Below are 26,551 nucleotides of genomic sequence, written 5' to 3' on the forward strand. Positions count from 1 at the left end.
CCCCACCCCCCCCCCCCCCCCCCCCCCCCCCCCCCCCCCCCCCCCCCCCCCCCGCTACAAACTAGAAATCGAACAACTCCGACAGGAAGCTGTCCTTCTTCTTTTTCTTGTAGCCGTGGCTGTACTGCTGGCCCCGGTTTTCCTCGTAGCGCTGGCCCAGATGACGGGTGTCGCGATGCATCACCGGCGGCGGCGCGGCGGCCGGCTGCGACTGCGCCGGGGCGGGCGGCGGTACCGCACTACCCGCACCCGCGCGCTCGATGATCTTGTCCAGTTCACCACGATCCAGCCAGACACCACGGCAACCAGGGCAATAGTCGATCTCGATGCCATGGCGTTCGGCCATCTGCAGGGTCTGGGTCTTGCACACGGGGCACAGCATTGGCATTGCTCCTGTCGGTCTGGTAACGACTGTACCTGCCCTGTGATGACTGTGCGGCAACACATGACCGATGGCACAGGGACTTCCGGCGCGTGCCAGCGTGCCCGGCCCCCTTCCACACTGCATGCTGGTTCCGCAGGGAGTGCGTGCATGACCGTCCTGTCCCGCCTGCCCAGCGCCGCGCGCCTGCTGCTGGTGCTGCTCGGCGTCGGCGTTGGCCTGAATCTGCGCGACATCGCAGCCGCCGCAGGCACGCCGATTCCCGCCTTGCCCATTGCTTACGGCGGCAGCCTGCTCGACAACGCGCTGGCCGTGCTCGTGGCACTCCTGCTGGCCGCGCTGCTGCGGCCACGCGGGATGGGCCTGATGACCAGCCTGGGGCTGCGCGGCAACGGCTGGAGCGGCCCGATGTGGGTACTGCTGGCCAGCCTGCCCTGCTGGCTGGGCCTGGCGCTGCTCGGTACACCGAACAAGGCACTGACCGTACTGGATGCCACCATGCTGGCAGTGCTGTTCCCACTGGCCGAGGAAGTGCTGTTCCGCGGCCTCGGCTTCGTGCTGCTGGTGAAGATCGTGCGCGCCCCCTGGCCATGGCTCGCACTGCCGCAGGCGCTGTTGTTCGGCTGGGTGCACTGGCTGGGTTTCGGCGGATTCGACGGCGGCGGCCTCGCGCTGTTCGTCGGGGCGGTGATCGCCCTGGGCGGCTTCATCTTCGCCTGGCTCGACCACCTCGACGGTGACACCTTGTGGTGCGGCCTGGTCCTGCACATGTCGATGAACCTGGCCTGGAACGTGTTCAGCCTTGATGACGCCGTTGCACTGGGCTGGCAGGCCACCGGCCTGCGCATCGGCACCGCCCTGTTCGCGGTCGCGATCCTGGCCTGGCACGTGCATCGCCGGCGCCAGACGCGGTTGTAACGCCCACTTAGCTTGCCGTGCACGCCGGGATCACTACCGGCTTGCGCATACTTGCGCGCCTTTCGCTCCCCCTGTTGTCCGGAGTTGCCGCGTCATGTTGCTGTCCAAGCGCTTTGTGGAACCGCGCGTCCTGCTCATCGAGGACGCCGAGGAAACCCAGGAACTGAGCCGTCTCGCCCTGGAAAGCCAGGCCTGCCAGGTCACCGCTGTCAGCAGCGCCGAGGCCGCGCTGGGCCTGCTCAACGCCGGTGAACCGTTCGACCTGCTGTTCACCGACGTCTGCCTGGGCGGCATCAGCGGCATCGAAACCGCCAACCGCGTGCGCGAGCACCTGCCGCAGCTGCCGATCCTGGTCACCTCCGGCATGGATCAGCATCGCGTGCTGCCGCAGCTGCGCGCCGGCATCCACTTCCTGCCCAAGCCATACAGCATGAGCGAGCTGCTCGATGCCATCCGCCTGTGCTTCCGCCACGCAGCGGATGCCGCGCTGATGCCGCCGCCGCAGGCCAGCGCGGCCTGAGGGGATCATCCACGCATGGCGTGGATCTACTGATTCCGTTTCTCGTCGGCGTGGATCCACGTCAACAACCCCGGTAGATCCACGCCATGCGTGGATTGAACCTGCGATCAACCGCTGCTGTACGGCCCGCTACCCGGGAACACCTTCAGCAGTGCGCGGGTGATCATGTCCGGGTAGACCGTGAAGTGATCCTCGTCATCGATCACCATGTTCTCCACCTTCAACGATCGCCCGCTGCTGCGCAGCTGCTCGGCGAATTCTGCGTTGTGGCGCAGCATGTCGTTGCGGGTGAAATAACGCGGTTCGGGCTTGACCGTTTCAAAGCTGCCCACCGACAGCACCACCGTGGTCGGCTGCGCCGGCGCCTTGGCCTCGGCCTGCATGCGCGGCACCCGATGGTCGTCGAACCACAGTGATGGGCTGGAGAGGATGTAGGTGCGGAACATGTCCGGGCGCGTGGTCAGCACATAGGCGCCGAACAGGCCACCATAGGAATGACCCGCATAGGCGCGCCGCGCCGGATCAGTGCGGTAGCGCGCATCGATCATCGGCAGCACCCGCTCGGCGAGGAAATCGCGATAGTGCGCCGCGCCACCGTAGCTCACGTCATCGCTGTAATCACGCGGATCGGTACGCGCCGGATCGCTGGGCGTATAGTCGCGCGAGCGGCTCTGCTTGGAGGTCAGCCCTTCCTGCGGCGGCAGCCCGACCAGGATGAAATCCTCCAGGTTGACACCCTTCTGGCCCACCAGGTTGCGCACGCTGCGCACCAGCGGGAAGCTGTACAGCGCGTCGGTCACGTACAGCACCGGATAGTGCTTTTCCGGATGTGCGGCGTAGTCGGCCGGCAACGCCACCCAGACCGGATAATCGCGGCCGATCGGATCGTGCACGCGCAGCGCTTCGGTATCCGGCAGCACCACGCCCGACACAGCGGCGGCCGGGCTCTCCTTCGCTTCACTCTGCGCTGCCGGCGGCGCCACCGACATCGCACAGCCACTCACGGCCAGGCAGGCCGCCACACTCCATCCACGCACACGCTGCATCCACACGCTCCCATTGCGGGCGGCGCACCGGATGGCGCCGCTGCCGCATCCTTGCATGGTGCTCAACCCGCTGCCAGTGCGGTCAGGGCGAGGCCGGCGGCGCCGGGAACAGTGTGCGCAGCGCCTGCAATGCGGCCGGATGATAGATCGTAGCGTGGGTTTCTTCCGGCAACGGCAGGTACTTCACCAGCGGCGACGGCGAAGCCTGCTGCAGCAACTCGGCCAGTCGTGCAGTGGATGCGGCCAGCTCCGGCTGCCCACTGCTGGCCAGGAATACGCGCGGCAGCGCACGCGTCTCCGCCGGCAGCTGCTTGGCCGCCCCGGCCAGCATTGCACCACGGTTCCACCACAGGCTGGGGTCCAGCGCGATGTAGCTGTTGAACAGTGTCGGTTCCTGCAGCAGCGTTTCGACCACGAACAGGCCAGCCAGCGACTCGCCGATCAACGCGCGTTCGTCGGTAGTCGGGTAGCGCTGGCGCACCTGCGGCATCAGTTCATCGCGCAGGAACGTGCGGTAGGCCGCCGAGCCACCAATGCGTGGCGCGATCTTCTGGTCCTGCGGGTCCTTGCTGGGGCCGGTCATGTCGCGGCGGCGCTCGGTGTTCTCGATGCCGACCAGCAGGAACGGGCGCATGCTGCCGTTGCCGGTCAGCACCTGCACCAGCCCAGCCACATGCAGGAAGTCCTCGCCGATGCCGCCGTCGGGCATGTAGAGCACCGGCAGCGGCGTTTTCGGGTCCAGACCCCATGGCTGCGGGCGGTAGACGTTGATGCGGCGGGTTTCGCCCAGCGCCTTCGATTCGATGGTGAAGGTCTCGCCGATGACCAGAGGCAAGGCGGCAGCGGGCGGCGCGGTTTCGGCGGCCATCAGCGGCGCGGCGGAGACAGCGGACAACAACAGCGACAGCACGATCAAGCGCATGGAGCGGCCCATCCTGGGAAAGTGCCGAGCATAACGCCAAGGCCAAGGCGTCGGCCGATTCGGCATGCCTGCACGTATGCTACGGCGCTGCGCGATGCTTGAACTGTATCGGGAGATGACTGCAATCGCGTTTGCTAACATTCATCGTTTCCTACAAGGAGTTGGGACATGGGGGGATTCAGCATTTGGCACTGGATCATTCTTCTGGCGGTCGTCCTGATCCCGGTCGGCATCGCAGCCGTCATCGCAGCGATTGTTCTCAGGCGAAAGTAGATCCACGCCATGCGTGGATGCGCATTATGGGGATGCCTCAAGGGCATCCGCGATGGCGACGGCGCCGACGGTCTGCCCTGGCCGGAAACCGATCTGCCGCCCGGGCGGGAACAGGCGATGGCACACGCGGAGCGTGCCGCCGTTGGCATGCTGATCGTGGCGGAAATGCTGCACGCCGCCGAACGCTGCCGTTCGATGGCCACGCCCGACCGCCATCTGGATGAGGGGCTAATCGATGGGTTGTTCTTCGCCTGCCGCGGGCTGGCGGAACGGGTGTGCCGGGATATCCGGCCGGCGTAGCCGCCGTTTCACCCAGATCCGGTCCATACTTGGGACGGACTGGTTGCCAGTCCCTTCGAAACCTACAAGGAGGTTTGCATGTTGAGTGCCCTGCTCATCGCCGCGCTGGCCGCTAGCTCGGCCGCGCCCGTTCCGTATGCCGATTGCCTGCTCGGCAACATCCAGCCCGGGCTGTCTGATCGTGCCGTGCAACTGGTGCAGGAGGCCTGTGCTGCAAAGCATCCGGAGAGCTTCGCCGCAGCAATGGAACTGGAACGCAGAACCAGTCTGCAGCGGCTCACCTATTTCGAGGCGGCAAGAGCGGAGGCGGCACGTTCTGCGAATGCAGCAGCAACGGCCGCACAGGAGGCTACTGACGCGGCGGCTAAAGCGAAGACTGCGCGGACGAAGTAGTTGCCCTGGACGAGCGCAACAAAAAAGGCACCGCATTGCGGTGCCTTTCTGAATGACCTGGGTCATTGGGATGCAATGGTGGGCCGTGAAGGATTCGAACCTTCGACCAAAAGATTAAAAGTCCGTCCATCCTTTCTTACAAATCAATTACTTGCCCCCAGATATTTTATGGAGGACTGCCTATCTTCGTCGCGAATTTCGTCTTGGTCCCGAGCCATTTTACGGAGGCCAACGACGCAAAACGCATCTGGGCGTATCCGGCCTTCAAGCTTGTCGGCGCTGGCTTCTGCTCGTCGCGACTGCGTATGCAGGCTCACGTCAACGGCTTTGCAATCGACTGAACCTGATCAACAAGTCAGGCCGATGCGCCAGCGCTACGACTCTGCAACGCATTTCGACCACTCCAACCACAGAACGTGCGAGCCGAGCGTACGCGCAGGACATATGTGGACTATCCGATAGCAGCGGAAAATTCGACCTTAGTGTCGATGCATCGATTGCAGCCGATTCAACATGACGGAATGGCATTCACTGACCTTGGGAATCATCCGCGCAACCTCCCTCTTCACGTCCTGTGATAGCTCCGGATCATTGAGAACTTCGTTGAACGTCTGAACAAGACGCTCTTCAGACTTCTCCAACTCTTTCAAGTATTGGTACTGGGTCTCGCCAAACGCCGCGAGCATCTTCCCATAATACTGATGCATTGCACCCACCAATGTGCCTCGCTCTGCAGGACGACCACCACTTCTGGAGACAATTCTACTGATCTCTTCGACCAGCTCGCCTTTCACGCCTGCAATACCCATAAAGAGATCGGAAAGCTCCGAGCTCTCTATTCGATCCGAGGCCTCCTCATAGAACGCCTTCCCGTCTCGTGATATCTCTATCAAGTCATTGAGGCGGGTCTCAATTCTAGACTGCATGGTTTGAAGGCCCATGGCACTTCTCCCTGATTAGTTCAATGTCAAACTTCGAAGCCATGCCCTTCACGCTACCGACTTGAAGGCGGAGGAGAAAAAGCTATTTAGATGCAGTCTTCCTCGCATATCGAAGGACAGTCCCTTCATCCTGGATAGCAATCTTTACTGAGGAAAGCCATCTACTTGCAGCCCCCGAGTTCTCAATCAGAACGGCGAGGTCGTCGCATAGGCAATTGGCACATAGGTAGCCGCCAGGGCTTGGTCTCCGGCACCTCTTGCATGGCAGCAACGTCGTCTCAGACGGGCACCTAAGCTGATAGGCCACCCGCACCATCAAAGTCTCTGCATCCGTGCTCCTATCTCTCAACCTGTCCACGGATCGCCGCTCCTTCTACAGAAAAGGGGCAGCGCAAGCCTGCGCCACCCTCTCTCAACTACTCGCAGTCGATCTTACTTATTCGACTTATGAGCCCCGCCTTCATTGGCGTTACGCTCTTTGGACTCCTTGTCTTGGCGTTCCTGCTCCTGTTGCTGTTGCTTCTGCTTCCCTGCATCCGGCTCCGCCACAGCCGGCTTGTTGGTATTGGATGCATCACGTTTGAAGTCATTCATAACATTACTCCATCGCGGTGGACTCACCGCATCAGAAGCATGCACTCCCCCCCGTTAGCTGCAGGTCGCTTTGCAAGAGAAGACTGAACCAGGCACATGAATGAGCCCATTCGACCAACAGGCGTACAGTGACCTCGGTGCATTCGAGGAAAGTGCCATGAGCAGGGATAAAAATTATGTTGATGTGGAACGAGAAATTGTCCACTGGCGCGCTAAGTTCGGGACTGGAGAATTCCCAGGGGCCAGTTTCGGACTAGATATCCAGCCAATCATCAAAATTGCATGTGATATCTACACAAGAGATCCCCACGGAAGCCGTGACGCCTGGGCCGATGACTTGATTAGAAGGCTAGAAATGCGTTCTGGCCGTGCAGACAATGAGGCCGCTGCAAGACGCCTTGCGTCTCGATGCTGGGACCACCTCCTCTCCTGATGACGCCCCCTATTCTGTTGACGACCGACCTCTCAAGGAGTCGCGCTGCACGGCCACCTAATGAGCCACACACCAAACCATCTGCAGGCAAACGGAACGAAGATGGACGGCGCATTTATACGCCATCCACTCCAATTTCACACCAATCGTTATCACTCACCCTTACAAGACTTCAGCATTCCAAACATACTCCACTATATTCGCGCACGACTCTCACTGAATATCTTGAGCTGGATTCGCTGCTCGCAGGAACGCAGCCTCCATGGAACGATCACTTCTGCGTCGAGCATGTACCCGTATCGCTTGAAGCCTTTCACTCCGATACTTGACCCGTATCCATATCGCTCGCAGCCCTTCAAGTTGGTGCTGGATGCGTATCTGTAGCCGTCGACGTCGTTCATACATAAATCACTCCATCGCGATGAATTCACCGCAAGACGATGGTGCGCGCTGTCTCGTTACTACACTGCGATACGACACGAAAATAATGAACGAGAGGCGCAGCAAGCCGCCAGCAATAGCTGGCCTGCCGCCTCAGCCGCGCCGTCAACACGCCACGCAACAATCGCGAGGACCTGCTCCAGCATGTTGCGTGACGTCTACAGCAAGGTGGCTTGGCTGTCGTCCCAGCTCTTGATGATCAGCTCTCCGAACTTCTTTCCTCTTCCCTGCCCGCCGCCGCTGGTGTAGTCCAGCTGCAGCGGCACCAGGTCGAAGCCGGCGAACACTTCGCGGATCTCAGGATGGTCGTTGATCGAGACCACAAAGCGCCCGACCGAGGTGCGCATCAGCTCGGCCATGGCCTCGTACTCCGCGAAGGAGCATTTGAGCGAGATGTCTTGGTGATCGAGCTGGTGAACGCGTTGCTGCGCGATTTCTACGGCCAGGAGGTGGCGCGGTACCTGTCCCGTGACGATATCAAGGCGCTGTGCCGCACGCCGCGGCGCAAGGGCCAAGCTGAGTTCCTGCGCAACAACGGGATCCGGCACTATCTGGACGCCCACGGGTGGCCAGTGGTGCTGTGGTCCGCGATCGAGGGCAAGCCGGAGCCGAAGACGCCGCCGGCGACGGAATGGAAACCGAACAAGGCAGCAGCGTAATGGGAAGGAAACCCAAGAAGCCGGGGGCTATCCCCCGGTTCCGCCCCCGGAAGCAGAAATCCGGCGTGGTGCACTACTACTACGACCACGGTGGCAAGCCGCGCAAGGAAACTGCGCTGGGCAGCGATTATGGCCTGGCCATCCAGAAGTGGGCCGAGCTTGAGCGTGCGGCGACGATCCCCGCCGATGCAAAGCTGACGTTCCGGCAGGCCGCCGAGCGCTACCGCGTCGAGGTGATTCCGACGAAGTCTGAGGGAACGCGGCGGAACAACAACCGCGAGCTCGATTCGCTGATCCAGTTCTTCGACGACCCACCGGGTCCGCTCGACGCGATCCGTCCGACGCATGTTTTCAACTGCCTGCAGTGGCGCCGCAGCGCGCCTGTGGCTGCGAACCGTGAAAAGTCGCTGCTCTCCCACCTATGGAACCGGTGCCGGCAGAAGGGCTACACGGACCTACCAAACCCATGCGCCGGCGTGAACCGATTCCGAGAGGACGGCCGCGACGTGTACGTGGAGGACGACATTCTGCAGCGCGTGTACGACGCCGCCGACCAGGTGCTGAAAGATGCGATGGACCTTGCCTACCTCACCGGTCAGCGGCCGACCGACATGCGCGAGCTGGACCGCCGCAACATCAAGGACGGGACGCTGGTGCTGCGACAGGGCAAGACCAAGACGCCGGTGCGCATCGCGATCACCGGCGAGCTGAAGGTGCTGATCGATCGCCTGCTGTCGCTGAAGCGCCCGGATGACGCACCGATCAGCACGCGCCTGCTGCTGGGCGAGGACTGGCTTCCGATCGGGAAACATGCCCTGCGCTATCGATTCGACAAAGCACGCTATTCCAGTTCCGCGACCTGCGCGCGAAGGCAGGCACGGACAAGGCCGATTCGGCCGGCGACATTCGCCAAGCTGCAGCAGCAGCTGGGCCACAAGTCAGTGACCACGACAGAGATCTATGTGCGGAGCCGCCGCGGTGCGCTGACCAGCCCGACGAAGTGAATTGCGGAGCGGGCGATATTTTGCGGAGCGAGGGGGAAGGACTGAAACCCTTGGTGCATATGGTGGGCCGTGAAGGATTCGAACCTTCGACCAAAAGATTAAAAGAAGGCTGGCGCTTCCTTTGAAAACAACCGTTTGCGCCGATCTATTTTTCCGCCCATCGAGCGTGAAACCATTGCAGGTCCTAAGCTCACTCGACAATTTTTCCGGCGTCTCAAGCGATATGCACGGGATCCACGACCAAGACTCCACCGTTTGACGCCGGTTGCCGAGCCGTTGGCGAACTGGTGTGCCGCGACGTACAACCATCGTGAGCGTGCGGTCGGGAACGGCAATGAGAAGGGCGCCCAGTAGGCGCCTCCTCACAACCCAGCAGCAAATCAGGAGCGCTGCACGTTGGAATCCAGCCATGCCTGCACGCCCTGCAGCTCGGCCCCGATCTTCGCATTGAAGGTTCGCTCCACATCCCACGCAACGCCCCTGCCTTGGGCAAAGGCCGCGCGATACTTCTTTATCATGTTGCCCGGGTCGTTAGCCAGTTCCTGCATGAGCTGGGGTACACCCCAGATCGTCAGCTCGAAAGGTTCGCCGAACGCCTTCTGCAGAATATCCGGAAGGTCGCCGTAGCGGATGGTGTCACCTGCCAGATACACGATCTCGTTGCGGATCCCAGGTGTGTGGAACACGATGCGCGCTGTCATTGCGCCGATATCATCCGGCGTGGTCAAGGTGACAGCGTTGCTCGCCGAACCCAGGGCGTTCACTTTATGCCCAATCAGGTCGACCACACCGAAGTCGGGCTCGAAGAGGTAGCTGGTGAACATCCCAGTGGAGATGATCACCCAATCCATCGCAGTCTGCGAACGCAGATACTCGCGCACGTCCAGCTGGGCGTCGAAAAGATCCTGAGGGCCACCGCGCCCAATGGCATCGAAATCGACACCGAACTGCCAAGGGAAGTAGCGGGGAATACCAGACTTCACCGCCGCGCGCGCGACCTTCATTGGCGTATCGCGGCCTGCGGCATAGCCGGTGCATCCAATCACTGTGTCGAACTGCGCGAAAGTGGCCGCCAACGCTTCTACTGATTCAGTTACCAGATCGCCAGCAACGATATTCACCCCCAAGGCGCGGATTTCATCGACCACCCGCTGCTTCTCCGGCAGTTCTGAGTCGATCGACGTCGCCCGTAGCATCACACTGATCCGTGTACCTGGATGACTTACGGCCAAACGTGCAAGGTTCCGGATGACAGGCATTCCAAGCTCGCCTGCGCCGAGCACCAGGATCGACCGAGAGGGGGTAGTGCTGATATGAGATGACATGGAAATCGCCTTGTGTGTGTACGATGGCGGCGATTCTGCTCGCCTAATGGCCCACACGTAAGAAGGCACATCGATGATACCGACCGCACCGTTCATGAGTCCGGAAGAACTCCTAAGGCACTCTCAAGCCATATGCGACGGGATGAGCGAGGACGAAGATGGACTGCGCCGGGAGGTTCTAGCGCACGCTGGTAGCCGCTGGTCCCTGGGTATCATCCATGCGCTTGGCGTGTATGGAACGCTGCGTCATGCCGAGGTCGCGCGACGGATGAAGGGGATCACCCAGCGTATGCTTACGCGCACCCTCCGGCAATTGGAACGTGACGGGTTGATCAGCCGGCAGGATTTCCGCGAAGTACCGCCACATGTGGAGTACAGCATCACAGCGCTGGGCAAGGACCTTCTTGTACTGATGATTCCCATGTGGACATGGGTAGTGGCTCATGCGGAGGAATTCCGCCAATGTCGGCAGAATTTTGATTCTTCAGACGGGAAATGAAGATATGGGCCAGCAGCAGCGCAGGCAGGTAGCTTCACCCGCTGGGGGGGATGCTCCATCGCGTCATCACCGAGGTATTCGCGTCGGGTCACATCCGACGCCAAGCGTTTGGCCTTGTGTGGGCTATAACATCGGGGCGTCACCGAAGGCACCGCAAGAACGCATGTGGTCACGTCATCGAAGAGATGCGACAGCGATACGACCACGAACCGCCGGTGGTTCAACCGCCTCATAAGCTGCACGTGCTCGAGCGTGGAACCACTTAATTTTTCCGGAAATATGAAAAAGGCGCCACAAGGGCGCCTAAGTCATTGATGCAATTGGTGGGCCGTGAAGGATTCGAACCTTCGACCAAAAGATTAAAAGTCTTCTGCTCTACCGACTGAGCTAACGGCCCATTGCACTGCCCCAGCCTTTCGGCGGGGTGGGCATTCTACCCTACTTTGCCGGGCCGGGTGAAACCCTGGTGCGTCGAGGTTGCCGGCCAGCGGCCGGCACTACCCGATCTGGGCCGCCGGCTTAAACCTTCCGGGCCGTCGTCGCATCCCATCTGTGATCCTTCCCCGAAGCCACGGATGCGCCTGCCCCTCTGCCTCATTGCCGCCCTGCTGCTGCCCTGCGCGGCACTGGCCGCCCCGCCCCAGGTCGTCACCGACGACATCGGCCGCTTCTGGGCCACCTATGACGCGGTACGCGCCGAGCCCGACGTTGAACGCCAGGTCGCACTCGTGCAGGAGCGCTACATCGATCCAGGCAGCCCCGGCCTGCATGCGCTGATGCAGGTCCGCAACTACACCGCCCGCGAATACGCCGAGGCCATGCGCGCGTGGCCGCGCTTCTGGACGTCGGTTCGGCCGTTGACCGCCAACGCGCAGCAGGCCAGCGCCACACTGGAACGGGATCTTTCCAAATTCCGGGCGCTCTACCCGGCTTTGCGTCCGGCCACCATCACCTACGCAGTCGGTGTGCTGCGCACCGGCGGCACCACGCTGGGTGACAAGGTGCTGATCGGTGCCGAGATGGCACTGGGCGATGAGCGCGTGGACGTGAGCGAACTGCCCGAAAAGATGCGCGACCGGCTACGGATCTTCTACGACAGCCGGCCGGGCGCGAACAACGCGCAGAACAACCTGCACGAGTACGTGCATACCCAGCAGCGCGAGACCACCGGCAGCCTGGCCCAGTACGCGGTACGCGAGGGTGTTGCCGAATACGTGGCCGAACGACTGAGTGGGCGTCGGCCGGCACTACCCTTCTATGACTACGGCACGAGCCACGAGGCGGAGATCCGCAGTCGCTTCATCGCTGAGATGGACGGCGATGACCTGGACAACTGGCTGTACAACAACGGCCGAAATCCGTTCGGGGTGAGTGATGTGGGTTACTACGCCGGGTATCGCATCGCGCAGGATTACATGCGCCAGCAGGCCGATGAGAAGGCGGGGATCGCGCGGATGATCGAGTTGGATTACACCAATCCGATCGCGGTGCGGGCGTTTATCGAGGCATCGGGGTGGTTGCAGCAGCGGTAGCGCCGGGCCATGCCTTGCGGGCCAGGGAGTGCGAACCAAGGTTCGCACCCACCGAGGGAGCGGTTGGCATCCACCAGGTCCATCGGGTTCGCACCCACAGGGAAGCCGGCCAGCGGCCGGCTCTACCGAGCGATCAGGCGTACAGCGTCGGGTCCGGCACGCCGGCTTCGGCGAAGCCCTGCGCGCGCAGGCGGCAGGCGTCGCAGTGGCCGCAGGCGGCGCCGTTGGCGTCGGCGTTGTAGCAGGACACGGTCAGGCCGAAGTCCACGCCCAGGCGCACGCCTTCGCTGACGATCTGGCCCTTGCTGAGGAACTGCAGCGGCGCGTGCACCTTGATGCCCGCACCTTCCACGCCCGACTTGGTGGCCAGGTTGGCCAGTGCCTGGAATGCAGCCACGAACTCGGGGCGGCAGTCCGGGTAGCCGGAGTAGTCCACGGCGTTGACGCCGCAGAAGATGTCATTGGCACCGAGCACTTCGGCCCAGCCCAGCGCCAGCGACAGCATGATGGTGTTGCGCGCCGGCACGTAGGTGACCGGGATGCCGGCGCCGCCGGCCTCGGGTACGTCGATGTCGTCGGTCAGTGCCGAGCCGCCGATGCTGCGCAGGTCCACGTCCACGGTCTTGTGCGCGACCACGCCCTGGGCCTTGGCCACGCGGGCGGCGGCATCCAGTTCGGAGGTGTGGCGCTGGCCGTAGCGCACGCTCAGGGCATGCACGGCGAAGCCCTGTTCCTGGGCCATGGCGATGACGGCGGCTGAATCCATGCCGCCGGAGAGAAGCAAGACTGCCTTCTTCATGGGAAAAACGTCCGGTTGGGAGGGGAAAGCCAGCACGCTGTCCCGCGCCGGAGCTACATCAGGGAACGCTGCGCGGGCTCATCGGCCCGGCTCGTCGTTCCACAGGATTTTATGCAACTGCATCTGGAAGCGCACCGGCAGCCGGTCTTCAACGATCCAGTCGGCCAGCTGCCGCGCGGTGATCTCGCCCTTGCTGGGCGAGAAGAACACCGTGCAGCGCTTGACCAGATCGTGTTCGGCCAGCAGGGACTTGGCCCAGTCGTAATCCTCGCGGCTGCAGATGACGAACTTGATCTGGTCGCGGGCGGTCAGCAGCGGCAGGTTGTCCCAGCGGTTGCGCGCCACTTCGGCCGAACCCGGGGTCTTGATGTCGACCACGCGCGATACGCGCGGGTCCACCGCGCTGACGTCCAGCGCGCCGGAGGTCTCCAGCGAAACGTCCATGCCGGCATCGCAGAGCTTCTGCAGCAGCACCAGGCAACGCTTCTGCGCCAGCGGCTCGCCGCCGGTCACGCAGACGTGGCGCACGCCCTGGGCCAGCACCTCGGCCACGATGTCGTCGATGTCCCACCAGGTGCCGCCATGGAAGGCATAGGCGGTGTCGCAGTACTGGCAGCGCAGCGGGCAGCCGGTCAGGCGCACGAACACGGTCGGCCAGCCGGCGGTATCGGCTTCGCCCTGCAGCGAGGTGAAGATCTCGGTGATCTTCAGGCGTGGCAGCGGCGACTGCACGATCTCACTGGGGGTGGCGGCGGCGCTGGACGGGGTAACGGCGGTCATGGCGGGGAGTTCTTGGTGGGACACGTGGCGGGTGGGCTACCGTGGCCGGTAACGAAAGCAGCCGAGCATGGCTCGGCTCTACAACAGCAACCGGACGGGTTTGCCGGTCCGGAAACGAAAGCAGCCGAGCATGGGCTCGGCTCTACAGGGCACCCATTGTACGCCCGGTCAGCGGATCAGCGGATCTGCTTGCCGAGGCGGATGGACTGCAGACGGTCCTGCGCGGTGCGCGCGGCGTCCGAGCCAGGGTACTGCGCCACGACGGTCTCCAGCGTCTGCTGGGCCTGGTCGACCTTGCCCTCGCCGTATTGCGAGAGGCCGACCTTGAGCAAGCCGCCAGCGGCCTTGTCGTGGGTCGGATAGCGCGAGAGCAGTTCGCGGAACTGGGTCTCGGCCATCGGGAAATTGCGGGTGGCGTAGTAGCTCTCGCCCAGCCAGTACAGCGCGTTCGGCGCGTAGACGCCATTCGGGTACAACTCCAGGAAGCTCAGGAACAGCTGCGCCGAATCGTCGTACCTGCCAGCCTTCAAGGCATCGAAGGCAACGTTGTAGGAGGTGCGCTCGTCACCGGTGGCGGCAAGGCTGCCGGCATCACCATGGACGGAAGGCGGCCGCTCGGAAGTGGCCGCCGCTGCGGGTTTTGCCGGAGCCGGTGCGGCCTTCGGCGCGCTCGCCGGAACGGGCGGCAGGGCCGGGGCGGCATTGCCCCCTTCCAACCGGTTCAGGCGGCTGTCCAGATCCAGGTACTGGTCCTGGGCGGACTGCTTGAGCTGGGCGTTGTCGTGCTGCAACTGCTCGATCGAGGCCTGCAGACTGGTGACCTGCTGCCGCAGCTGATTGATCTGGTTCAACAGGTCCTGGTTGGCACTGTTGTTGTACATCTGCTGCTCGATCGCGCCAACGCGGTCGGCCAGGCTCTGTCGCTGTGCATGCGCCGGTGCGGCAGCCACGAGGGCTGCCGCAACGACCAGCATCAGTTTGATGCCAATGCGCATGGATTACTGCGCGGTGTAGACGATTTCGACGCGACGGTTCTGCGACCAGCAGGACTCGTTCGACTCGGTGCAGACCGGACGCTCTTCACCGTAGGACACGACGGTCAGCTGCGAAGCCGAGCCACCGTTGGCCTGCAGGGCCGAGTTGACGCCGTTGCCACGACGCTCACCCAGGGCCTGGTTGTACGCGCGCGAACCGCGCTCGTCGGTGTGGCCCTGCAGGGTGATGCGCGAGGACGGACGGTCACGCAGGTACTTGGCGTGGCAAGCCATGATGGCCTGGAATTCCGGCTTCACGTCTTCCTTGTCCAGGTCGAAGTAGACAACGCGCTGGCGCAGGCAAGCGTCGGTGTCCAGGTCGCCCGGGCCGTACAGGCCGGAGGTCGACGGACCGGTCGGGGTGGTGGTCGAGGTGCCGGTGTCAACCGGGGCTGCCGGCTCTTCCTTCACCTTCTTCGAGCAACCGGCCAGGACGGCCACAGACAGCAGGGAAACAAGCAGAACGCGGGTGGACTTGTTCATGGCGATACCTTTGTGGCTCCTAGGCCGATGAGGGGTTCAAGACAGCGAAAATATTAACACTCTTTTAGCGCTGGGTACGGTATGGGGACCATGCCGGCTCGCGCACATCACCATCGGCCAGGACCAGGCGCTGGCGAACCCGCGCATCGGCCGAAACGGCATACAACACACCACGGCCACCTTCGCGGGCGGCGTACAGCACCATGCTTGCGTTGGGCGCAAAGCTGGGCGATTCATCCAGCGAACCCGGGGACAGCGTGCTCCAGCGGGGCGAACCCAGCGAGCTGTCCATCATCGCGATCTTGTAGCTGTTGCCCGAGCCCTGGGCGACGGCGATCTTCTTGCCATCGTAGGACACCGAGGGCTTGGCGTTGTAGTTGCCCTGGAAGGTCACGCGCTCGGCGCTGCCGCCGCCCGCACCGACCTTGTAGACCTGCGGACGGCCGCCGCGGTCGGAGGTGAAGTACACCGCGCTGCCGTCCGGCGCCCAGGTCGGCTCGGTATCGATGGCGAAGTGGTTGGTCAGCTGGGTCAGCTGCTTGCTGCCCAGGTCCATCACGTAGATTTCCGGGTTGCCCGAACGCGACAGGGTCAGGGCCAGCTTGCGGCCGTCCGGCGAGAACGCCGGAGCGCTGTTGATGCCGCGGAAGCTGGTGACCAGCTCGCGGGCGCCGGTGCCGATGTTCTGGATGTAGATGGCCGAATTGCCACGCTCGAAGCTGACGTAGGCCAGCTTGCTGCCATCCGGGCTCCACGACGGCGACAGCAGCGGCTCGGCCGAGCGCACGATGGTCTGCGGGTTGAAGCCGTCGGAATCGGCCACCATCAGCGCGTAGCGCATGGCATCACCCTTGCCGCTGGCGGTCACGTAGGCGATGCGGGTCCAGAAGGCGCCGCGCACACCGGTGATCTTCTCGTAGATGGCGTCGGCCATCTGGTGGGCGACGTCGCGCATGGCATTGCCACGGGCGGTCATCGCCAGGCCCAGCAGGCGCTCGCCCTTGGGCACGTCGAACAGTTCGTACTCGACGCGGTAGGCACCGGCACCGGCGTCGAGCACGCGGCCGACCACGATGTAGTTCTGCTTCAGCGCGCGCCAGGTGGCGAACTGGATGTCGCCGCCGCGCACCGGCTTCTCGACGATCTGCGCTTCCGGCAGCGTGCGGAACTGGCCCGAACGCTCCAGGTCGGCACGGACCACGCCAGCGACGTCGGTCTGCGGTGCAGCCGCCGAACCCTGGTAGGGCACCGGCACGATGGTGATCGGCAGCGCGGAGGCATTGCCGCCGATGATGTCGATATCCAGCCCCTTCTGCTGCGCGAGGGCAGCAAAGGGCAGCAACAGGGCCGCAAACACGGCAAGCCAGCGAGGCATCTTTTTCATGGAGCGCTCAATAGGGGGAAACCGGAACGAGGGATAGCAAAGCGGGAGTGAACCGCTTCGCAATCATGAACCAAGGGTACGTGAATTCCGGGTCAGTTCCAGCCCGTCTTCTCACGCACCGTTAACGTCGTGGCTAACATCGCACCGTCTGCCCCGGTCACGCCGCCCTGCAGGACGGTGTTCGACAGCAGCCCACAGCCTGCCCGGTCGAATCCGAGCACACCAGAGGCAAGTGCGACATCCGTGGGCGTGGGCGGCCTGATGACCGCCCTGCCTCGCCCGATCAATCCTGCGCGGTAAAGGTCAGGTTGAGCGTGCGGTTGAACACCGACTCGAAGCCCCGGTACGGCAGCGGCTGGGCATTGAGCACGGCGGCCTCGATCGAGCGCTTGCCGGCCTCGTCATAGGGGCAATTCGCGCCCACCTTGGCCTGCAGCACCTGGCCACCCGGGATCTGGGTGATGGTCACCTGGCACTTCTGCCCCAGCGGCACGCTGTCCGGGCGGGTCCAGGTGTCACGCACCTTGGCCTGGATGGCCGCAGCGTATTTGGCAGTCAGGTCATCGCTGTTACCGCCACCACCGGCGGCTGGCTGGGATGCACCGCTGGCACCGGCGGCGGCACTGCCGGCGGCATTGCGCGCGGCGGCGACCTCACGCAGCTTCCGCTCGGCCAGCTTGGCTTCCTTCTCGGCCTGCTCGCGGCGGGCACGGATCTCGGCGATCTTCTTCTGCTTCTCGGCCTCGGCCTTGTCTGCGGCCTGGCGCGCCTGATCGGCCAGCTTCTTCTTCGCGTCTTCTTCCTGCTGCTTGGCCAGGCGCAGCTTCTGCTCCGCTTCTTCCTGGCGCTTGCGTTCGGTCAGGTCGATCTGCTCCTGGCGGCGCTTGGCTTCCTGCTCCTGCTTGGCCTTCTCCTGCGAGATGGCCAGCGCGCTCACTGCTTCCTGGTCCTTGGTGTCCGGCTGTGCGACGCGCTCCTGCGCCTGTTGCTGCTGGGGCGTGGGAGCGTCCTGCGGGCGCGGTTCGGGAATCGGCTGCGGCGGCGGAATGGTGTCTTCCGGTACGGGGATCGGTTCGGCCACCGGCGGCGGCAGGTCCTCCAGCTTCTCCGACTGGCGCAGGGCCTGGCGTGCGGCGGAGGCCTCCGACGCGGACAGCGCCAGGCTGGCCTCGACCGAGGGATCGCCTGCGGCGGCGTCGGTGTTGCGCTCGGGCGACCAGAACCAGGCCACGATGAAGACCAGCGCGACCAGCAGGTGCACCAGCAACGCCAGCGCCAGGGGCAGGCCCCAGCCGGGTTCGCGCTGCTGTGGAGGTGGCAGGGCGTCAGCGTGCATCGGTGGCCAGGCCTACCTTGTCTACCTTGGCGCGCTTGATCACATCCATCGCAGCGATGACCTTTTCATAGGCCACGGCACGGTCGGCGGCGACGATCACACGCACGCCCTTGTCCTGGGCGGCGATGCCGGCCAAGCGGCCTTCCAGTTCCTCGGCCGACACGGCGGTCGGTTCCTTGGCGTCGGGCAGCTTCAGGCTGAGCTGGCCGTCATGGCGCACCGAGACGATCACCGGGTCCTGCTTGCTCTCCAGCGCCTTGGCGTTGGATTGCGGCAGGTCGACGTCGAAGCTCAGCGTGAGCAGCGGCGCGGTGACCATGAAGATGATCAGCAGCACCAGCATGACGTCGATGTAGGGAACGACGTTGATTTCCGATTTCAGCTTGCGGCGCTTGCGGCGACCGATGGCAGCGGACATGGCTTGGACTCCCGGGTCAGGCGCTTACTCGTCGCCAGCGCTCTGGCGCTGCAGGATGGAGCTGAACTCTTCGGCAAAGGTCTCGAACCGCACCGACATGCGCTCTACGCGGGTGGTGAAGCGGTTGTAGGCCCACACTGCCGGAATCGCCACGAACAGGCCGATGGCGGTGGCGAACAGGGCTTCGGAGATGCCTGGCGCGACGGCGGCGATGCCGGCCTGCGCACCGCTGCTGATCATGTCGTGCATGGTCACCATGATGCCGAACACGGTGCCGACCAGGCCCACGTACGGCGCGGTCGAGCCGATGTTGGCCAGCAGCTCCAGGTTGCGCTCGAGCTGGTCCACTTCGCGCGTGTAGGTGGTGCGCATGGCACGCTGCGCGCCTTCCAGCTGCGCGCGGCCATCCAGGCGACGCTTGTCGCGCAGGCGGGTGTATTCGCGGAAACCGGCTTCGAAGATGGCTTCCAGGCCGCCGACATTGCGGCTGCGGTCGGTGGCCGAGCTGTACAGCTTGCCCAGGTCCGCACCGGACCAGAAGCGGTTCTCGAACTCGTCGGCTTCGCGGGTGGCCTGCTTGAACACGCGGGCCTTGCGGAAAATGATCACCCAGCTGACGAACGAGCCGACCAGCAGCAGCAGCACGATGATCTTCACCGGCAGGCTGGCCTTGGCCATCAGTTCGAGGTAGTTGATGCCGCCGCCGGTGGTGGCCTGGGCAAGGGTCTGTGTCGCGGCGTTGCTGACGTCGGCCGGCAGTGCCTCGGTGACCGTGGCCTGCAGGGCCAGGAGCGTTGCGATCATCCGTTGTTCCTCAGTGTTCGGATTCGGGGTGGAGGTGGGGTTGCAGCACGGCAAGGACGGCCTCGTCCATGCCACGCGGGCGGAAACTGGCCGCTTCCAGTGCGGCGATGCGGACCTGCGCCGACAGCAGCAGTTCGCCGTCGCGCAGGATCTGCTGGTCGAAGACCATGCTGGCCTTCTTCAGCTGGACCAGGCGGGCACTCACCTGCAGGGTGTCATCCAGCCGTGCCGGCCTGATGAAATCCATCTGCATCGAGCGCACCGCGAAGACCATCCCATGCTCGGCGCGCATGCGCTCCTGGCCGTAGCCCAGCGCACGCATCCATTCGGTCCGGGCCCGTTCCATGAAGGCCACGTAGCGGGCGTGGTAGACCACGCCACCTGCGTCGGTATCTTCCCAGTAAATGCGTGTCGGCCAACTGAATCGGGGCTCAACCGACATCGGGAACCTCCGCGAACAGGTCCTGCGGCGGGTTCTTCGGCTTCAGGCCCATGTGCCGGTAGGCCTTGTGGGTGGCCATGCGGCCGCGCGCGGTACGCACCAGGAAGCCCTGCTGGATGAGGTACGGTTCAACCACGTCTTCCAGCGTGCCGCGCTCTTCGGACAGCGCTGCCGCCAGCGATTCGATGCCGACCGGGCCGCCATCGAAGTAGTCGACCATGGTCTTCAGCAGGCGCCGGTCAAGCTCGTCGAAGCCCTCCGGGTCGACCTTGAGCATCTTCATCGCAGCCTGGGCCACGGCCTCGTCGATGTGGCCGCCGGCCTTCACCTGCGCGTAGTCGCGCACGCGGCGCAGCAGGCGGTTGGCGATACGCGGGGTACCACGCGCGCGGCGCGCGATCTCCCCTGCCCCATCGGCGGTGCAGTCGATGGCCAGGATGGCCGCCGAACGGCGCACGATGCGGGTCAGCTCCTCGACGCTGTAGAACTCCAGGCGCTGGACGATGCCGAAGCGGTCGCGCAGCGGCGCGGTCAGCAGGCCGGCACGGGTGGTGGCACCGATCAGGGTGAACGGCGGCAGGTCGATCTTGATCGAGCGGGCGGCGGGGCCTTCGCCGATCATGATGTCGATCTGGAAATCTTCCATCGCCGGGTACAGCACTTCCTCGACCACCGGCGACAGGCGATGGATCTCGTCGATGAAGAGCACATCGTGCGGCTGCAGGTTGGTCAGCAGCGCGGCGAGGTCGCCGGCCTTCTCGATCACCGGGCCGGAGGTCACGCGCAGGGCCACGCCCAGTTCGTTGGCGATGACGTGGCTGAGGGTGGTCTTGCCCAGGCCCGGCGGCCCGAAGATCAGTACGTGGTCGAGCGCGTCGCCACGCCCCTTGGCCGCCTGGATGTAGATCTCCATCTGCTCGCGCACCGGCACCTGGCCGAGGTAGTCGGCAAGGCGCTTGGGGCGGATGCTGGCGTCGGCGGCGTCATCCTCGCGGGTGGCGCCGGCGCCGATGATGCGGTCGTCGGTCATGTGCTGATTATGCGGCAAAAGCGGGGTGATTCGGCCGGGCTGCGCCCGGCACCCGCAGAGGCAACTGCCGGAGCAACTGCCCGAGCAACAGCCAAAGCTGGCTTCCTGGGGGATGCCGGGGTGGGTCCGGTTGCGGGGGACGCTGCAAGTACGTCCATGTAAGCTCGGTCGCCGCATCCATGCGGCTCACGCCCCCGCAACCGGACCCACCCCGCCTTCGACAGATCTCCGCAATCTGCCGGAATGGCATGGCCGGCTCTGCCTGCTCTTGGTGGGTGTCGACCTTGGTCGAAACGGTAGATCCACGCCATGCGTGGATGGATCTCTGGATGAATCGACGGTGAAGATTAAATCTCCACCTGCGCGCCGAGTTCCACCAGGCGATTGCCCGGAATGCGGAAGAAGCCGGTCGCGGGAGCGGCGTTGCGATGCATCAGCGCGAACAGCTTGTCGCGCCAGATCGGCATGCCGCGGTTGGCGGTCGCGACGATGGTCTCGCGGCTGGCGAAGAAGGTGGTGTCCATCGGGTCGAAATAGATGCCACCGTGGTCGCACGAGCGCATCAGCGCCAGCGGTACGTCCGGGGTCTCCATGAAACCGAAGCGCACGTAGACGCGATAGAACTCGTCGCCTACCGATTCGATCTTCAGCCGCTGCCCTTCCATCGCATACGGAATCGGCAGGGTTTCCACGTGCAGGAACACGTTGCGCTCGTGCAGCACCTTGTTGTGCTTGAGGTTGTGCATCAGCGCATGCGGGGCCACGGTCGGGTCGGCGGTGAGGAATACCGCAGTGCCCGGCACGCGTACCGGCGGTGCCAGCATCAGCCCCGGCAGGAAGGTATCCAGGCGGATGCCGTCCTTGCGGATCTCATCGCGCAGCAGCTCGCGGCCACGGCGCCAGGTACGCATCATGGTGAACAGGAAGATGCCCAGCACCACCGGGAACCAGGCGCCCTGCAGCAGCTTGGCGCCGTTGGCGATGACGAAACCGAGGTCGATGATGAAGAACACCACGCACAGCGGCAGGATCCACTTGCGGGCCTTCGGCCACAGCGAGCGTGCCACCAGGGCCAGCAGCAGGGTGTCGATCAGCATCGTCGCCGACACGGAGATGCCGTAGGCCACGGCCAGGTTGGACGAGCTGCGGAAGGCCAGCACCAGGCCGATCACCATCACCGCGATGCCCCAGTTGATGCCCGGGATGTAGATCTGGCCGATGGTGTCGTGCGAGGTGTGCTTGATGCGCATGCGCGGGATGTAGCCCAGCTGCATGGCCTGGCGCGAGACCGAGAACGCACCGGTGATGACCGACTGCGAGGCGATCACCGCGGCCATGGTGGCCAGGATGATCATCGGATACAGCGCCCACGGCGGCACCGCCTCGAAGAAGGGGTTCTTCAGCGCCTCTGGATGGTTGAGCACCAGTGCGCCCTGCCCCAGGTAGTTCAGCACCAGGCACGGCAGAACGAAGAAATACCAGGCGTGGCGGATCGGCTTGGCGCCGAAATGGCCCATGTCGGCGTACAGCGCTTCGCCGCCGGTCACCGCCAGCACCACCGCGCCGAGGATGAAGATGCCGTGCCAGCTGTGCTCCATGAAGAAGCGGATCGCCCACCAGGGGTTGAAGGCCTTCAGCACTTCCGGCGCGTCGACGATGTTGTAGATACCGATCGCGGCCAGCGAAATGAACCAGACCGACGTGATGGGGCCGAAGGCCTTGCCGATCTTCTCGGTGCCAAAGCGCTGCGCGGCAAACACCATCAGCAGTACCACCACGGTGATCGGCACGATGAAGGCATGCAGGCCCGGCGCGGCCACCTCCAGGCCTTCGACGGCGCCCAGCACCGAAATCGCCGGCGTGATCACGCCATCGCCGAAGAACAGCGAGGCACCGAAAATGCCGAGGATGCCGACCACGTACGCCGAGCGTGACCCGTTGCGCAGCGTGCGCTGGGTCAGCGCCATCAGCGCCATGATGCCGCCTTCGCCGTCATTGTCGGCGCGCATGATGATGGTCACGTACTTCAGCGTGACCACGATGTTCAGTGCCCAGAACGCCAGCGAGAGCACGCCCAGTACCGTGTCGTGGTCGCTGTTGAGCCCGTAGTGCGGCGAGAACGCCTCCTTCAGGGTGTACAGCGGGCTGGTACCGATATCGCCGAAGACCACGCCGATCGCACCGATGATCAGCGCCATGCCTCCTGCTGGAGGGGCGTGACCATGGCCGCCTGGGGCGGCGGCGTGCGGGGTTTGACTGCTGGACATGGGACTCCTGGCGAAGCTCAGGCGGTGGGTTGGGGGAAAGAAAGGCAGGTCAGCGCAGCGCCGACTGCAGCGCCTTGCGGATCACGGTGGCCACTTCGTCGCCCTCATTGAAGGCGTCGCGGGCCATGCGCGCGGCTTCGGCCGGCTTGTAGCCCAGCTGCTGCAACGCCACGGTCGCATCGGACAGCGGGTCGGCCGGAGCCGGGCCACTGCCGGTGGGCAGCGCGCCGCCGGCACCGAACTGGGCGGCGCGGTCACGCAGCTCCAGCACCATGCGCTCGGCGGTCTTCTTGCCGATGCCCGGAATGCGGGTCAGCGCGGTGATGTCACCGGCCTGGACCATGCGCGCGAACTCCTCGACGGTGACGCCGGACAGCACGGCCAGCGCGATCTTCGCGCCGATGCCACTGACCTTCTGCACGTCGCGGAACAGGCGCCGCTCGCCCTCGCGCAGGAAGCCGTACAGCGAGACGTTGTCTTCCTTCTGCGCGTAATGGGTGTACAGGGTGACCTCGCGGCCGAGCTCGGGCAGGTCATAGAAGGTGCTCATCGGCGCCTCCAGCTCGTAGCCCACTCCGTTCACGTCCACCACCAGCCACGGCGGCGCCTTGTAGGCGACGATGCCGCGCAGTCGACCGATCATTGCGTGCAGCTCCTCATTTGCGGCCCCACGCCTGGCGGGCACTGAGCCCCAGGCGGTTGGCCGTTGCCCTTACGTGGGCATGGGTGATCGCCACCGCCAACGCGTCGGCCGCGTCGGCCTGCAGCTTGGTTTTCAGGTTGAGCATGAGCCCGACCATGTGTTGAACCTGTTGCTTTTCGGCGCCACCGCGCCCGACCACCGCCAGCTTGATCTCGCTGGCGGCGTATTCGTGCACCGGCAGGTCGCGCAGCACCACGGCAGAGATCGCCGCGCCACGCGCCTGGCCCAGCTTCAGTGCCGAATCGGGATTGCGCGCCATGAAGACCTTTTCGATGGCCACTTCATTGGGCTGATATTCCCGGCACAGGTCGGCCAGGCCCAGCACCAGCAGCTTCATGCGCTGCGGGAAGTCGTCGGCACCCAGCAGCACCAGCGGCTGGTGATGCACGTGGCTGACGCGGCCGGTGGCGTCGACATCAATGATGCCGACCCCGGTCCGCTGCGAACCGGGGTCGATGCCGAGGATGCGGGTCATGCGGCACTCCTGGCGGGGCGGAACGGGAGGCGCTGGCAGGCGTATGGGCTCATGACTGTCCGCGGTGACCGTTCAACGGCCCGCGCCCAAGCCGTCGAAGACGGCTCAGGCGTAGGCGTCGGCGCCGAGTTCGGCGTTGGAGTACACGTCCTGCACGTCGTCCAGGTCTTCCAGCATGTCCAGCAGCTTCTTGACCTGCAGGGCGACGTCGCCTTCGACCTTGATGTCGTTGTCGGCGCGGAAGGTGATCTCGGCGTGGTCGGCGACATGGCCCGCAGCGGTCATTGCATCCTTGACCGCGTTGAACGCGTCAGGGCTGGTGACCACATCGATCGAGCCATCGTCCGGATAGACCACGATGTCATCGGCGCCGGCCTCGATGGCCGCCTCGGTGATGGCTTCCTCGTCGACGCCCGGGGCGAAGCTGAGCACGCCCAGGCGCTTGAACATGAAGGCCACCGAGCCTTCGGTGCCCATGTTGCCGCCGCACTTGCTGAACGCATGGCGGACATCGGCCACGGTGCGCACGCGGTTGTCGGTCAGGCAGTCGACGATCACGGCCACGCCGCCCGGGGCATAGCCCTCGTAGCGGATTTCCTCGTAATCGACGCCTTCCAGTTCACCGGTGGCCTTCTTGATGGCGCGCTCGATCACGTCCTTGGACATGTTCACGGCCAGGCCCTTGTCCATCGCCACGCGCAGGCGCGGGTTGTTGTTGGGGTCGCCTCCACCGCCGCGCGCGGCAACGCCGATCTCACGGATGATCTTGGTGAAAATCTTGCCGCGCTTCGCGTCGGACGCGTTCTTGCGGGCTTCGATGGAGGGGCCTCTACCCATGGGTGCTACCGTCTGGCTGCTTCAGGATCAAGGCGCGGATTCTACCTGATCGGGCGCTGCAACCGTGTCTAGGCCCGTATTGTTGTAGAGCCGAGCCCATGCTCGGCTCAATGGGCCCGACGGAATGCAGCCGAGCATGGGCTCGGCTCTACAGGGCGGCCCTGCCTCCCCTGCCCCTATGCTGCCGCCGCGTCGCGGCTGTGGTCGAACTGGCCGTGGCGCAGGAAATGGGCGGTCTGCCGTGCGGCGTCGGGCGACACCACCAGGCCACTGTGGCTGGTGCGGACCACGCAATGGTCGGCCAGACCCGGCAGGCGCGTCTCAGCCAGGGCCACGGTGCCGTCCGAGGCATCGTCGATGGCCCCCAGCAGGCTGCCCAGGCCATGCGGCACCGAACCGGCGATCAGGCCAACCTCGGCCCTGCCCTGCCAGTCCGGCAGGCCATCCAGCAGCAGGTCGCTGCTGCGCCCCAACGCCAGGCCCCAGCCGTGCTCGGACAACGAACGCGCAGTGCCACTGCCGCGCAGCGGCGAGCCCAGGCAGACCACGCGCTGCACATCCAGCTGCGGCTGGCGGCGCAAGGCCTCCAGCGCCAGCAATCCCCCCAGGCTGTGTCCGACCAGCGACAACGGGCCGGCATCGGTCAGCCGCTCCAGCAGCTGCGGCACGGCCACGTCGGGACCACCGAATACCGAGGAATAGCCGAACGCGTGCACCTGGAAACCACGTGCGCGCAGGCGCCAGGCCAGCGGCCCGACCCAGGCACGGGCATTCCAGATGCCATGCAGCAGCAATACGGGGGGAGTCATGCAAACAGCCTGGCGGTCAGCGGGGCGGGAACGTACGGTGATTGAACACGCGCGCGCAGCAAGCGGCGGTGAACGTCAGGCTGCGCGCGGTGCGCGGCGCAGGATGAATTCGAGATCGTTCGTGTCGCCCACCGGGAACAGGTATTCGCCGGCCTTCTCGAAACCGTAGCGGGCGTAGAAGCGCTGTGCGCCGAAGTTCTCCGACCACACGCCCAACCACAGGGTGCGCGGGCCCTCGTGTTCCAGCCAGGCCAGCGCGGTTTCCAGCAGGCGGCTGCCCCAGCCGCAGCTTTGCTGCGTCTTGATCAGGTACAGGCGCTTGAGTTCGCCGTCACCGGGCTTCACGTCCGGGTGCGGCAGGCCACAGGGGCCGGCGGCGGCATGGCCGACCGCCTCCCCGTCCAGCTCCAGCAGCCACACCGCGTAGTCGGGGTGGGCCAGGATCACGCGCTGGCGCTCGACCGTGTAGGCCTCCTCAAGGAAGGCCTGCAGGTCCTGCGGCGGATACAGATGGCCGAAGGTTTCGGTGAACGTGCGGGCAGCCAGCGCCGACAGGGTCGGCGCGTCGTCCACAGTGGCGCGGCGGATCGAATACATGCAGGAAGTTGACGTCAGGGCGAAGGGCGGGTCAAGCCTTTTCAGGCGATTCCGCTTCTTCTTCCTCGTCCTCTTCCTCGTATTCCTCTTCGTCCTCGTCCTCTTCTTCCTCGCCTTCCTCGTCCTCTTCTTCCTCGCCTTCCTCGTCCTCTTCTTCCTCGCCTTCCTCGT

The 26,551-nt window shown here is 64.5% G+C and carries 31 protein-coding genes and 1 tRNA gene; 8 read left to right on the forward strand and 24 right to left on the reverse strand.

Translation table 11 applies throughout. The features are described from left to right. Nucleotides 1–61 precede the first annotated feature (61 nt). Entirely contained in the window at nucleotides 62–382 is a 321-nt protein-coding gene (locus ACTJJM_RS17460) for a zf-TFIIB domain-containing protein (protein WP_049411080.1), read from the reverse strand. 150 nt (nucleotides 383–532) lie between these two features. On the opposite strand from ACTJJM_RS17460, the gene ACTJJM_RS17465 reads away from it, so the two are divergent. Together ACTJJM_RS17465 and ACTJJM_RS17470 are read left to right on the forward strand one after the other, a co-directional pair. After that, nucleotides 533–1,300, forward strand: coding sequence for a CPBP family glutamic-type intramembrane protease (locus ACTJJM_RS17465; protein ID WP_440865852.1), 768 nt, complete (start codon nucleotides 533–535; stop codon nucleotides 1,298–1,300). 94 nt (nucleotides 1,301–1,394) lie between these two features. Beyond that, complete coding sequence (locus ACTJJM_RS17470) at nucleotides 1,395–1,820, forward strand: response regulator (RefSeq protein ID WP_010481704.1); 426 nt, start codon at nucleotides 1,395–1,397, stop codon at nucleotides 1,818–1,820. A gap of 107 nt (nucleotides 1,821–1,927) precedes the next feature. Here the strand turns inward: ACTJJM_RS17470 and ACTJJM_RS17475 are convergent, their stop codons facing one another. Then, nucleotides 1,928–2,866 carry an alpha/beta hydrolase gene (locus ACTJJM_RS17475; protein ID WP_049481785.1) on the reverse strand — a complete coding sequence of 313 codons (939 nt, stop codon included), beginning with the start codon at nucleotides 2,864–2,866 and terminating at the stop codon, nucleotides 1,928–1,930. Between the two features lie 82 nt (nucleotides 2,867–2,948). Continuing rightward, entirely contained in the window at nucleotides 2,949–3,788 is an 840-nt protein-coding gene (locus ACTJJM_RS17480) for an alpha/beta hydrolase (RefSeq protein ID WP_049411087.1), read from the reverse strand. A gap of 282 nt (nucleotides 3,789–4,070) precedes the next feature. Here ACTJJM_RS17480 and ACTJJM_RS17485 point away from each other — a divergent pair, with 282 nt between their 5' ends. Together ACTJJM_RS17485 and ACTJJM_RS17490 are read left to right on the forward strand one after the other, a co-directional pair. Further along, nucleotides 4,071–4,361 (forward strand): hypothetical protein, encoded by a 291-nt coding sequence (locus ACTJJM_RS17485; RefSeq protein ID WP_224328396.1) that lies wholly within the window; start codon nucleotides 4,071–4,073, stop codon nucleotides 4,359–4,361. A 78-nt stretch (nucleotides 4,362–4,439) separates the two neighbouring features. Continuing rightward, nucleotides 4,440–4,754 carry a hypothetical protein gene (locus ACTJJM_RS17490; RefSeq protein ID WP_049481783.1) on the forward strand — a complete coding sequence of 105 codons (315 nt, stop codon included), beginning with the start codon at nucleotides 4,440–4,442 and terminating at the stop codon, nucleotides 4,752–4,754. Nucleotides 4,755–5,233: 479 nt separating this feature from the next. Here ACTJJM_RS17490 and ACTJJM_RS17495 read toward each other — a convergent pair whose 3' ends face one another. The 3 genes from ACTJJM_RS17495 to ACTJJM_RS17505 all read right to left on the reverse strand — a co-directional run bounded on the left by ACTJJM_RS17495 (nucleotide 5,234) and on the right by ACTJJM_RS17505 (nucleotide 7,522). Then, entirely contained in the window at nucleotides 5,234–5,695 is a 462-nt protein-coding gene (locus ACTJJM_RS17495; RefSeq protein ID WP_043400569.1) for a PA2169 family four-helix-bundle protein, read from the reverse strand. A gap of 432 nt (nucleotides 5,696–6,127) precedes the next feature. Then, complete coding sequence (locus ACTJJM_RS17500; RefSeq protein ID WP_019658981.1) at nucleotides 6,128–6,289, reverse strand: hypothetical protein; 162 nt, start codon at nucleotides 6,287–6,289, stop codon at nucleotides 6,128–6,130. A gap of 1,032 nt (nucleotides 6,290–7,321) precedes the next feature. Further along, on the reverse strand, nucleotides 7,322–7,522 hold the full coding sequence (locus tag ACTJJM_RS17505; RefSeq protein ID WP_053092029.1) for a hypothetical protein: 201 nt from the start codon (nucleotides 7,520–7,522) through the stop codon (nucleotides 7,322–7,324). Nucleotides 7,523–7,567: 45 nt separating this feature from the next. On the opposite strand from ACTJJM_RS17505, the gene ACTJJM_RS17510 reads away from it, so the two are divergent. Continuing rightward, nucleotides 7,568–7,822 carry a DUF4224 domain-containing protein gene (locus ACTJJM_RS17510; RefSeq protein WP_235650876.1) on the forward strand — a complete coding sequence of 85 codons (255 nt, stop codon included), beginning with the start codon at nucleotides 7,568–7,570 and terminating at the stop codon, nucleotides 7,820–7,822. 65 nt (nucleotides 7,823–7,887) lie between these two features. Beyond that, nucleotides 7,888–8,826 (forward strand): tyrosine-type recombinase/integrase, encoded by a 939-nt coding sequence (locus ACTJJM_RS17515; RefSeq protein ID WP_349744363.1) that lies wholly within the window; start codon nucleotides 7,888–7,890, stop codon nucleotides 8,824–8,826. A 380-nt stretch (nucleotides 8,827–9,206) separates the two neighbouring features. Here the strand turns inward: ACTJJM_RS17515 and ACTJJM_RS17520 are convergent, their stop codons facing one another. After that, the gene (locus ACTJJM_RS17520) at nucleotides 9,207–10,151 is read right to left on the reverse strand and encodes an aromatic alcohol reductase (protein ID WP_233653836.1); all 945 of its coding nucleotides are present in this window, start codon (nucleotides 10,149–10,151) and stop codon (nucleotides 9,207–9,209) included. Nucleotides 10,152–10,293: 142 nt separating this feature from the next. On the opposite strand from ACTJJM_RS17520, the gene ACTJJM_RS17525 reads away from it, so the two are divergent. After that, nucleotides 10,294–10,650 (forward strand): winged helix-turn-helix transcriptional regulator, encoded by a 357-nt coding sequence (locus ACTJJM_RS17525; protein ID WP_233614865.1) that lies wholly within the window; start codon nucleotides 10,294–10,296, stop codon nucleotides 10,648–10,650. 321 nt (nucleotides 10,651–10,971) lie between these two features. Here ACTJJM_RS17525 and ACTJJM_RS17530 read toward each other — a convergent pair. Beyond that, nucleotides 10,972–11,047, reverse strand: a tRNA-Lys gene (locus tag ACTJJM_RS17530). 178 nt (nucleotides 11,048–11,225) lie between these two features. Between ACTJJM_RS17530 and ACTJJM_RS17535 the strand changes: the two genes are divergently transcribed. After that, nucleotides 11,226–12,182: a DUF2268 domain-containing putative Zn-dependent protease gene (locus ACTJJM_RS17535; RefSeq protein ID WP_049453767.1), complete on the forward strand. Its 957-nt coding sequence runs from the start codon at nucleotides 11,226–11,228 to the stop codon at nucleotides 12,180–12,182. Between the two features lie 133 nt (nucleotides 12,183–12,315). Here ACTJJM_RS17535 and queC read toward each other — a convergent pair whose 3' ends face one another. The 16 genes from queC to ACTJJM_RS17615 form a co-directional block, all read right to left on the reverse strand. Then, nucleotides 12,316–12,981 (reverse strand): 7-cyano-7-deazaguanine synthase QueC, encoded by a 666-nt coding sequence (gene queC, locus ACTJJM_RS17540; protein WP_440865853.1) that lies wholly within the window; start codon nucleotides 12,979–12,981, stop codon nucleotides 12,316–12,318. Nucleotides 12,982–13,059: 78 nt separating this feature from the next. Then, the gene (gene queE / locus ACTJJM_RS17545; RefSeq protein WP_010481613.1) at nucleotides 13,060–13,761 is read right to left on the reverse strand and encodes a 7-carboxy-7-deazaguanine synthase QueE; all 702 of its coding nucleotides are present in this window, start codon (nucleotides 13,759–13,761) and stop codon (nucleotides 13,060–13,062) included. 176 nt (nucleotides 13,762–13,937) lie between these two features. Beyond that, complete coding sequence (gene ybgF / locus ACTJJM_RS17550; protein WP_053443405.1) at nucleotides 13,938–14,756, reverse strand: tol-pal system protein YbgF; 819 nt, start codon at nucleotides 14,754–14,756, stop codon at nucleotides 13,938–13,940. Between the two features lie 3 nt (nucleotides 14,757–14,759). Continuing rightward, nucleotides 14,760–15,278 carry a peptidoglycan-associated lipoprotein Pal gene (pal, locus tag ACTJJM_RS17555; protein WP_005410748.1) on the reverse strand — a complete coding sequence of 173 codons (519 nt, stop codon included), beginning with the start codon at nucleotides 15,276–15,278 and terminating at the stop codon, nucleotides 14,760–14,762. A gap of 64 nt (nucleotides 15,279–15,342) precedes the next feature. Beyond that, nucleotides 15,343–16,662 carry a Tol-Pal system beta propeller repeat protein TolB gene (tolB, locus tag ACTJJM_RS17560; RefSeq protein ID WP_440865854.1) on the reverse strand — a complete coding sequence of 440 codons (1,320 nt, stop codon included), beginning with the start codon at nucleotides 16,660–16,662 and terminating at the stop codon, nucleotides 15,343–15,345. 283 nt (nucleotides 16,663–16,945) lie between these two features. After that, complete coding sequence (gene tolA, locus ACTJJM_RS17565; protein WP_010481606.1) at nucleotides 16,946–17,998, reverse strand: cell envelope integrity protein TolA; 1,053 nt, start codon at nucleotides 17,996–17,998, stop codon at nucleotides 16,946–16,948. Continuing rightward, nucleotides 17,988–18,416 (reverse strand): protein TolR, encoded by a 429-nt coding sequence (gene tolR / locus ACTJJM_RS17570; protein WP_049453761.1) that lies wholly within the window; start codon nucleotides 18,414–18,416, stop codon nucleotides 17,988–17,990. The genes tolA and tolR overlap by 11 nt, the downstream gene beginning before the upstream one ends. A 24-nt stretch (nucleotides 18,417–18,440) precedes the next feature. Further along, complete coding sequence (gene tolQ / locus ACTJJM_RS17575; RefSeq protein ID WP_006438802.1) at nucleotides 18,441–19,220, reverse strand: protein TolQ; 780 nt, start codon at nucleotides 19,218–19,220, stop codon at nucleotides 18,441–18,443. A 10-nt stretch (nucleotides 19,221–19,230) separates the two neighbouring features. Then, nucleotides 19,231–19,662: a tol-pal system-associated acyl-CoA thioesterase gene (gene ybgC / locus ACTJJM_RS17580; protein ID WP_010481597.1), complete on the reverse strand. Its 432-nt coding sequence runs from the start codon at nucleotides 19,660–19,662 to the stop codon at nucleotides 19,231–19,233. Then, the gene (gene ruvB / locus ACTJJM_RS17585; protein WP_010481595.1) at nucleotides 19,652–20,692 is read right to left on the reverse strand and encodes a Holliday junction branch migration DNA helicase RuvB; all 1,041 of its coding nucleotides are present in this window, start codon (nucleotides 20,690–20,692) and stop codon (nucleotides 19,652–19,654) included. Before ruvB ends, ybgC begins: the two co-directional genes overlap by 11 nt. Before the next feature lie 347 nt (nucleotides 20,693–21,039). Continuing rightward, nucleotides 21,040–22,959 carry a potassium transporter Kup gene (locus ACTJJM_RS17590; RefSeq protein ID WP_014038224.1) on the reverse strand — a complete coding sequence of 640 codons (1,920 nt, stop codon included), beginning with the start codon at nucleotides 22,957–22,959 and terminating at the stop codon, nucleotides 21,040–21,042. A gap of 49 nt (nucleotides 22,960–23,008) precedes the next feature. Continuing rightward, the gene (ruvA, locus tag ACTJJM_RS17595) at nucleotides 23,009–23,602 is read right to left on the reverse strand and encodes a Holliday junction branch migration protein RuvA (RefSeq protein ID WP_440865855.1); all 594 of its coding nucleotides are present in this window, start codon (nucleotides 23,600–23,602) and stop codon (nucleotides 23,009–23,011) included. 13 nt (nucleotides 23,603–23,615) lie between these two features. Next, the gene (ruvC, locus tag ACTJJM_RS17600) at nucleotides 23,616–24,137 is read right to left on the reverse strand and encodes a crossover junction endodeoxyribonuclease RuvC (RefSeq protein ID WP_049442642.1); all 522 of its coding nucleotides are present in this window, start codon (nucleotides 24,135–24,137) and stop codon (nucleotides 23,616–23,618) included. 105 nt (nucleotides 24,138–24,242) lie between these two features. Next, nucleotides 24,243–24,974 carry a YebC/PmpR family DNA-binding transcriptional regulator gene (locus ACTJJM_RS17605; RefSeq protein WP_010481589.1) on the reverse strand — a complete coding sequence of 244 codons (732 nt, stop codon included), beginning with the start codon at nucleotides 24,972–24,974 and terminating at the stop codon, nucleotides 24,243–24,245. Between the two features lie 176 nt (nucleotides 24,975–25,150). Next, nucleotides 25,151–25,783, reverse strand: a complete 633-nt coding sequence (locus ACTJJM_RS17610; RefSeq protein WP_029379762.1) for an esterase/lipase family protein — start codon at nucleotides 25,781–25,783, stop codon at nucleotides 25,151–25,153. 75 nt (nucleotides 25,784–25,858) lie between these two features. Beyond that, nucleotides 25,859–26,380: a GNAT family N-acetyltransferase gene (locus ACTJJM_RS17615; protein ID WP_005410760.1), complete on the reverse strand. Its 522-nt coding sequence runs from the start codon at nucleotides 26,378–26,380 to the stop codon at nucleotides 25,859–25,861. Between the last annotated feature and the right edge of the window lie 171 nt (nucleotides 26,381–26,551).

This window comes from Stenotrophomonas sp. 22692, from assembly GCF_052045015.1.
GTDB lineage: Bacteria > Pseudomonadota > Gammaproteobacteria > Xanthomonadales > Xanthomonadaceae > Stenotrophomonas > Stenotrophomonas geniculata.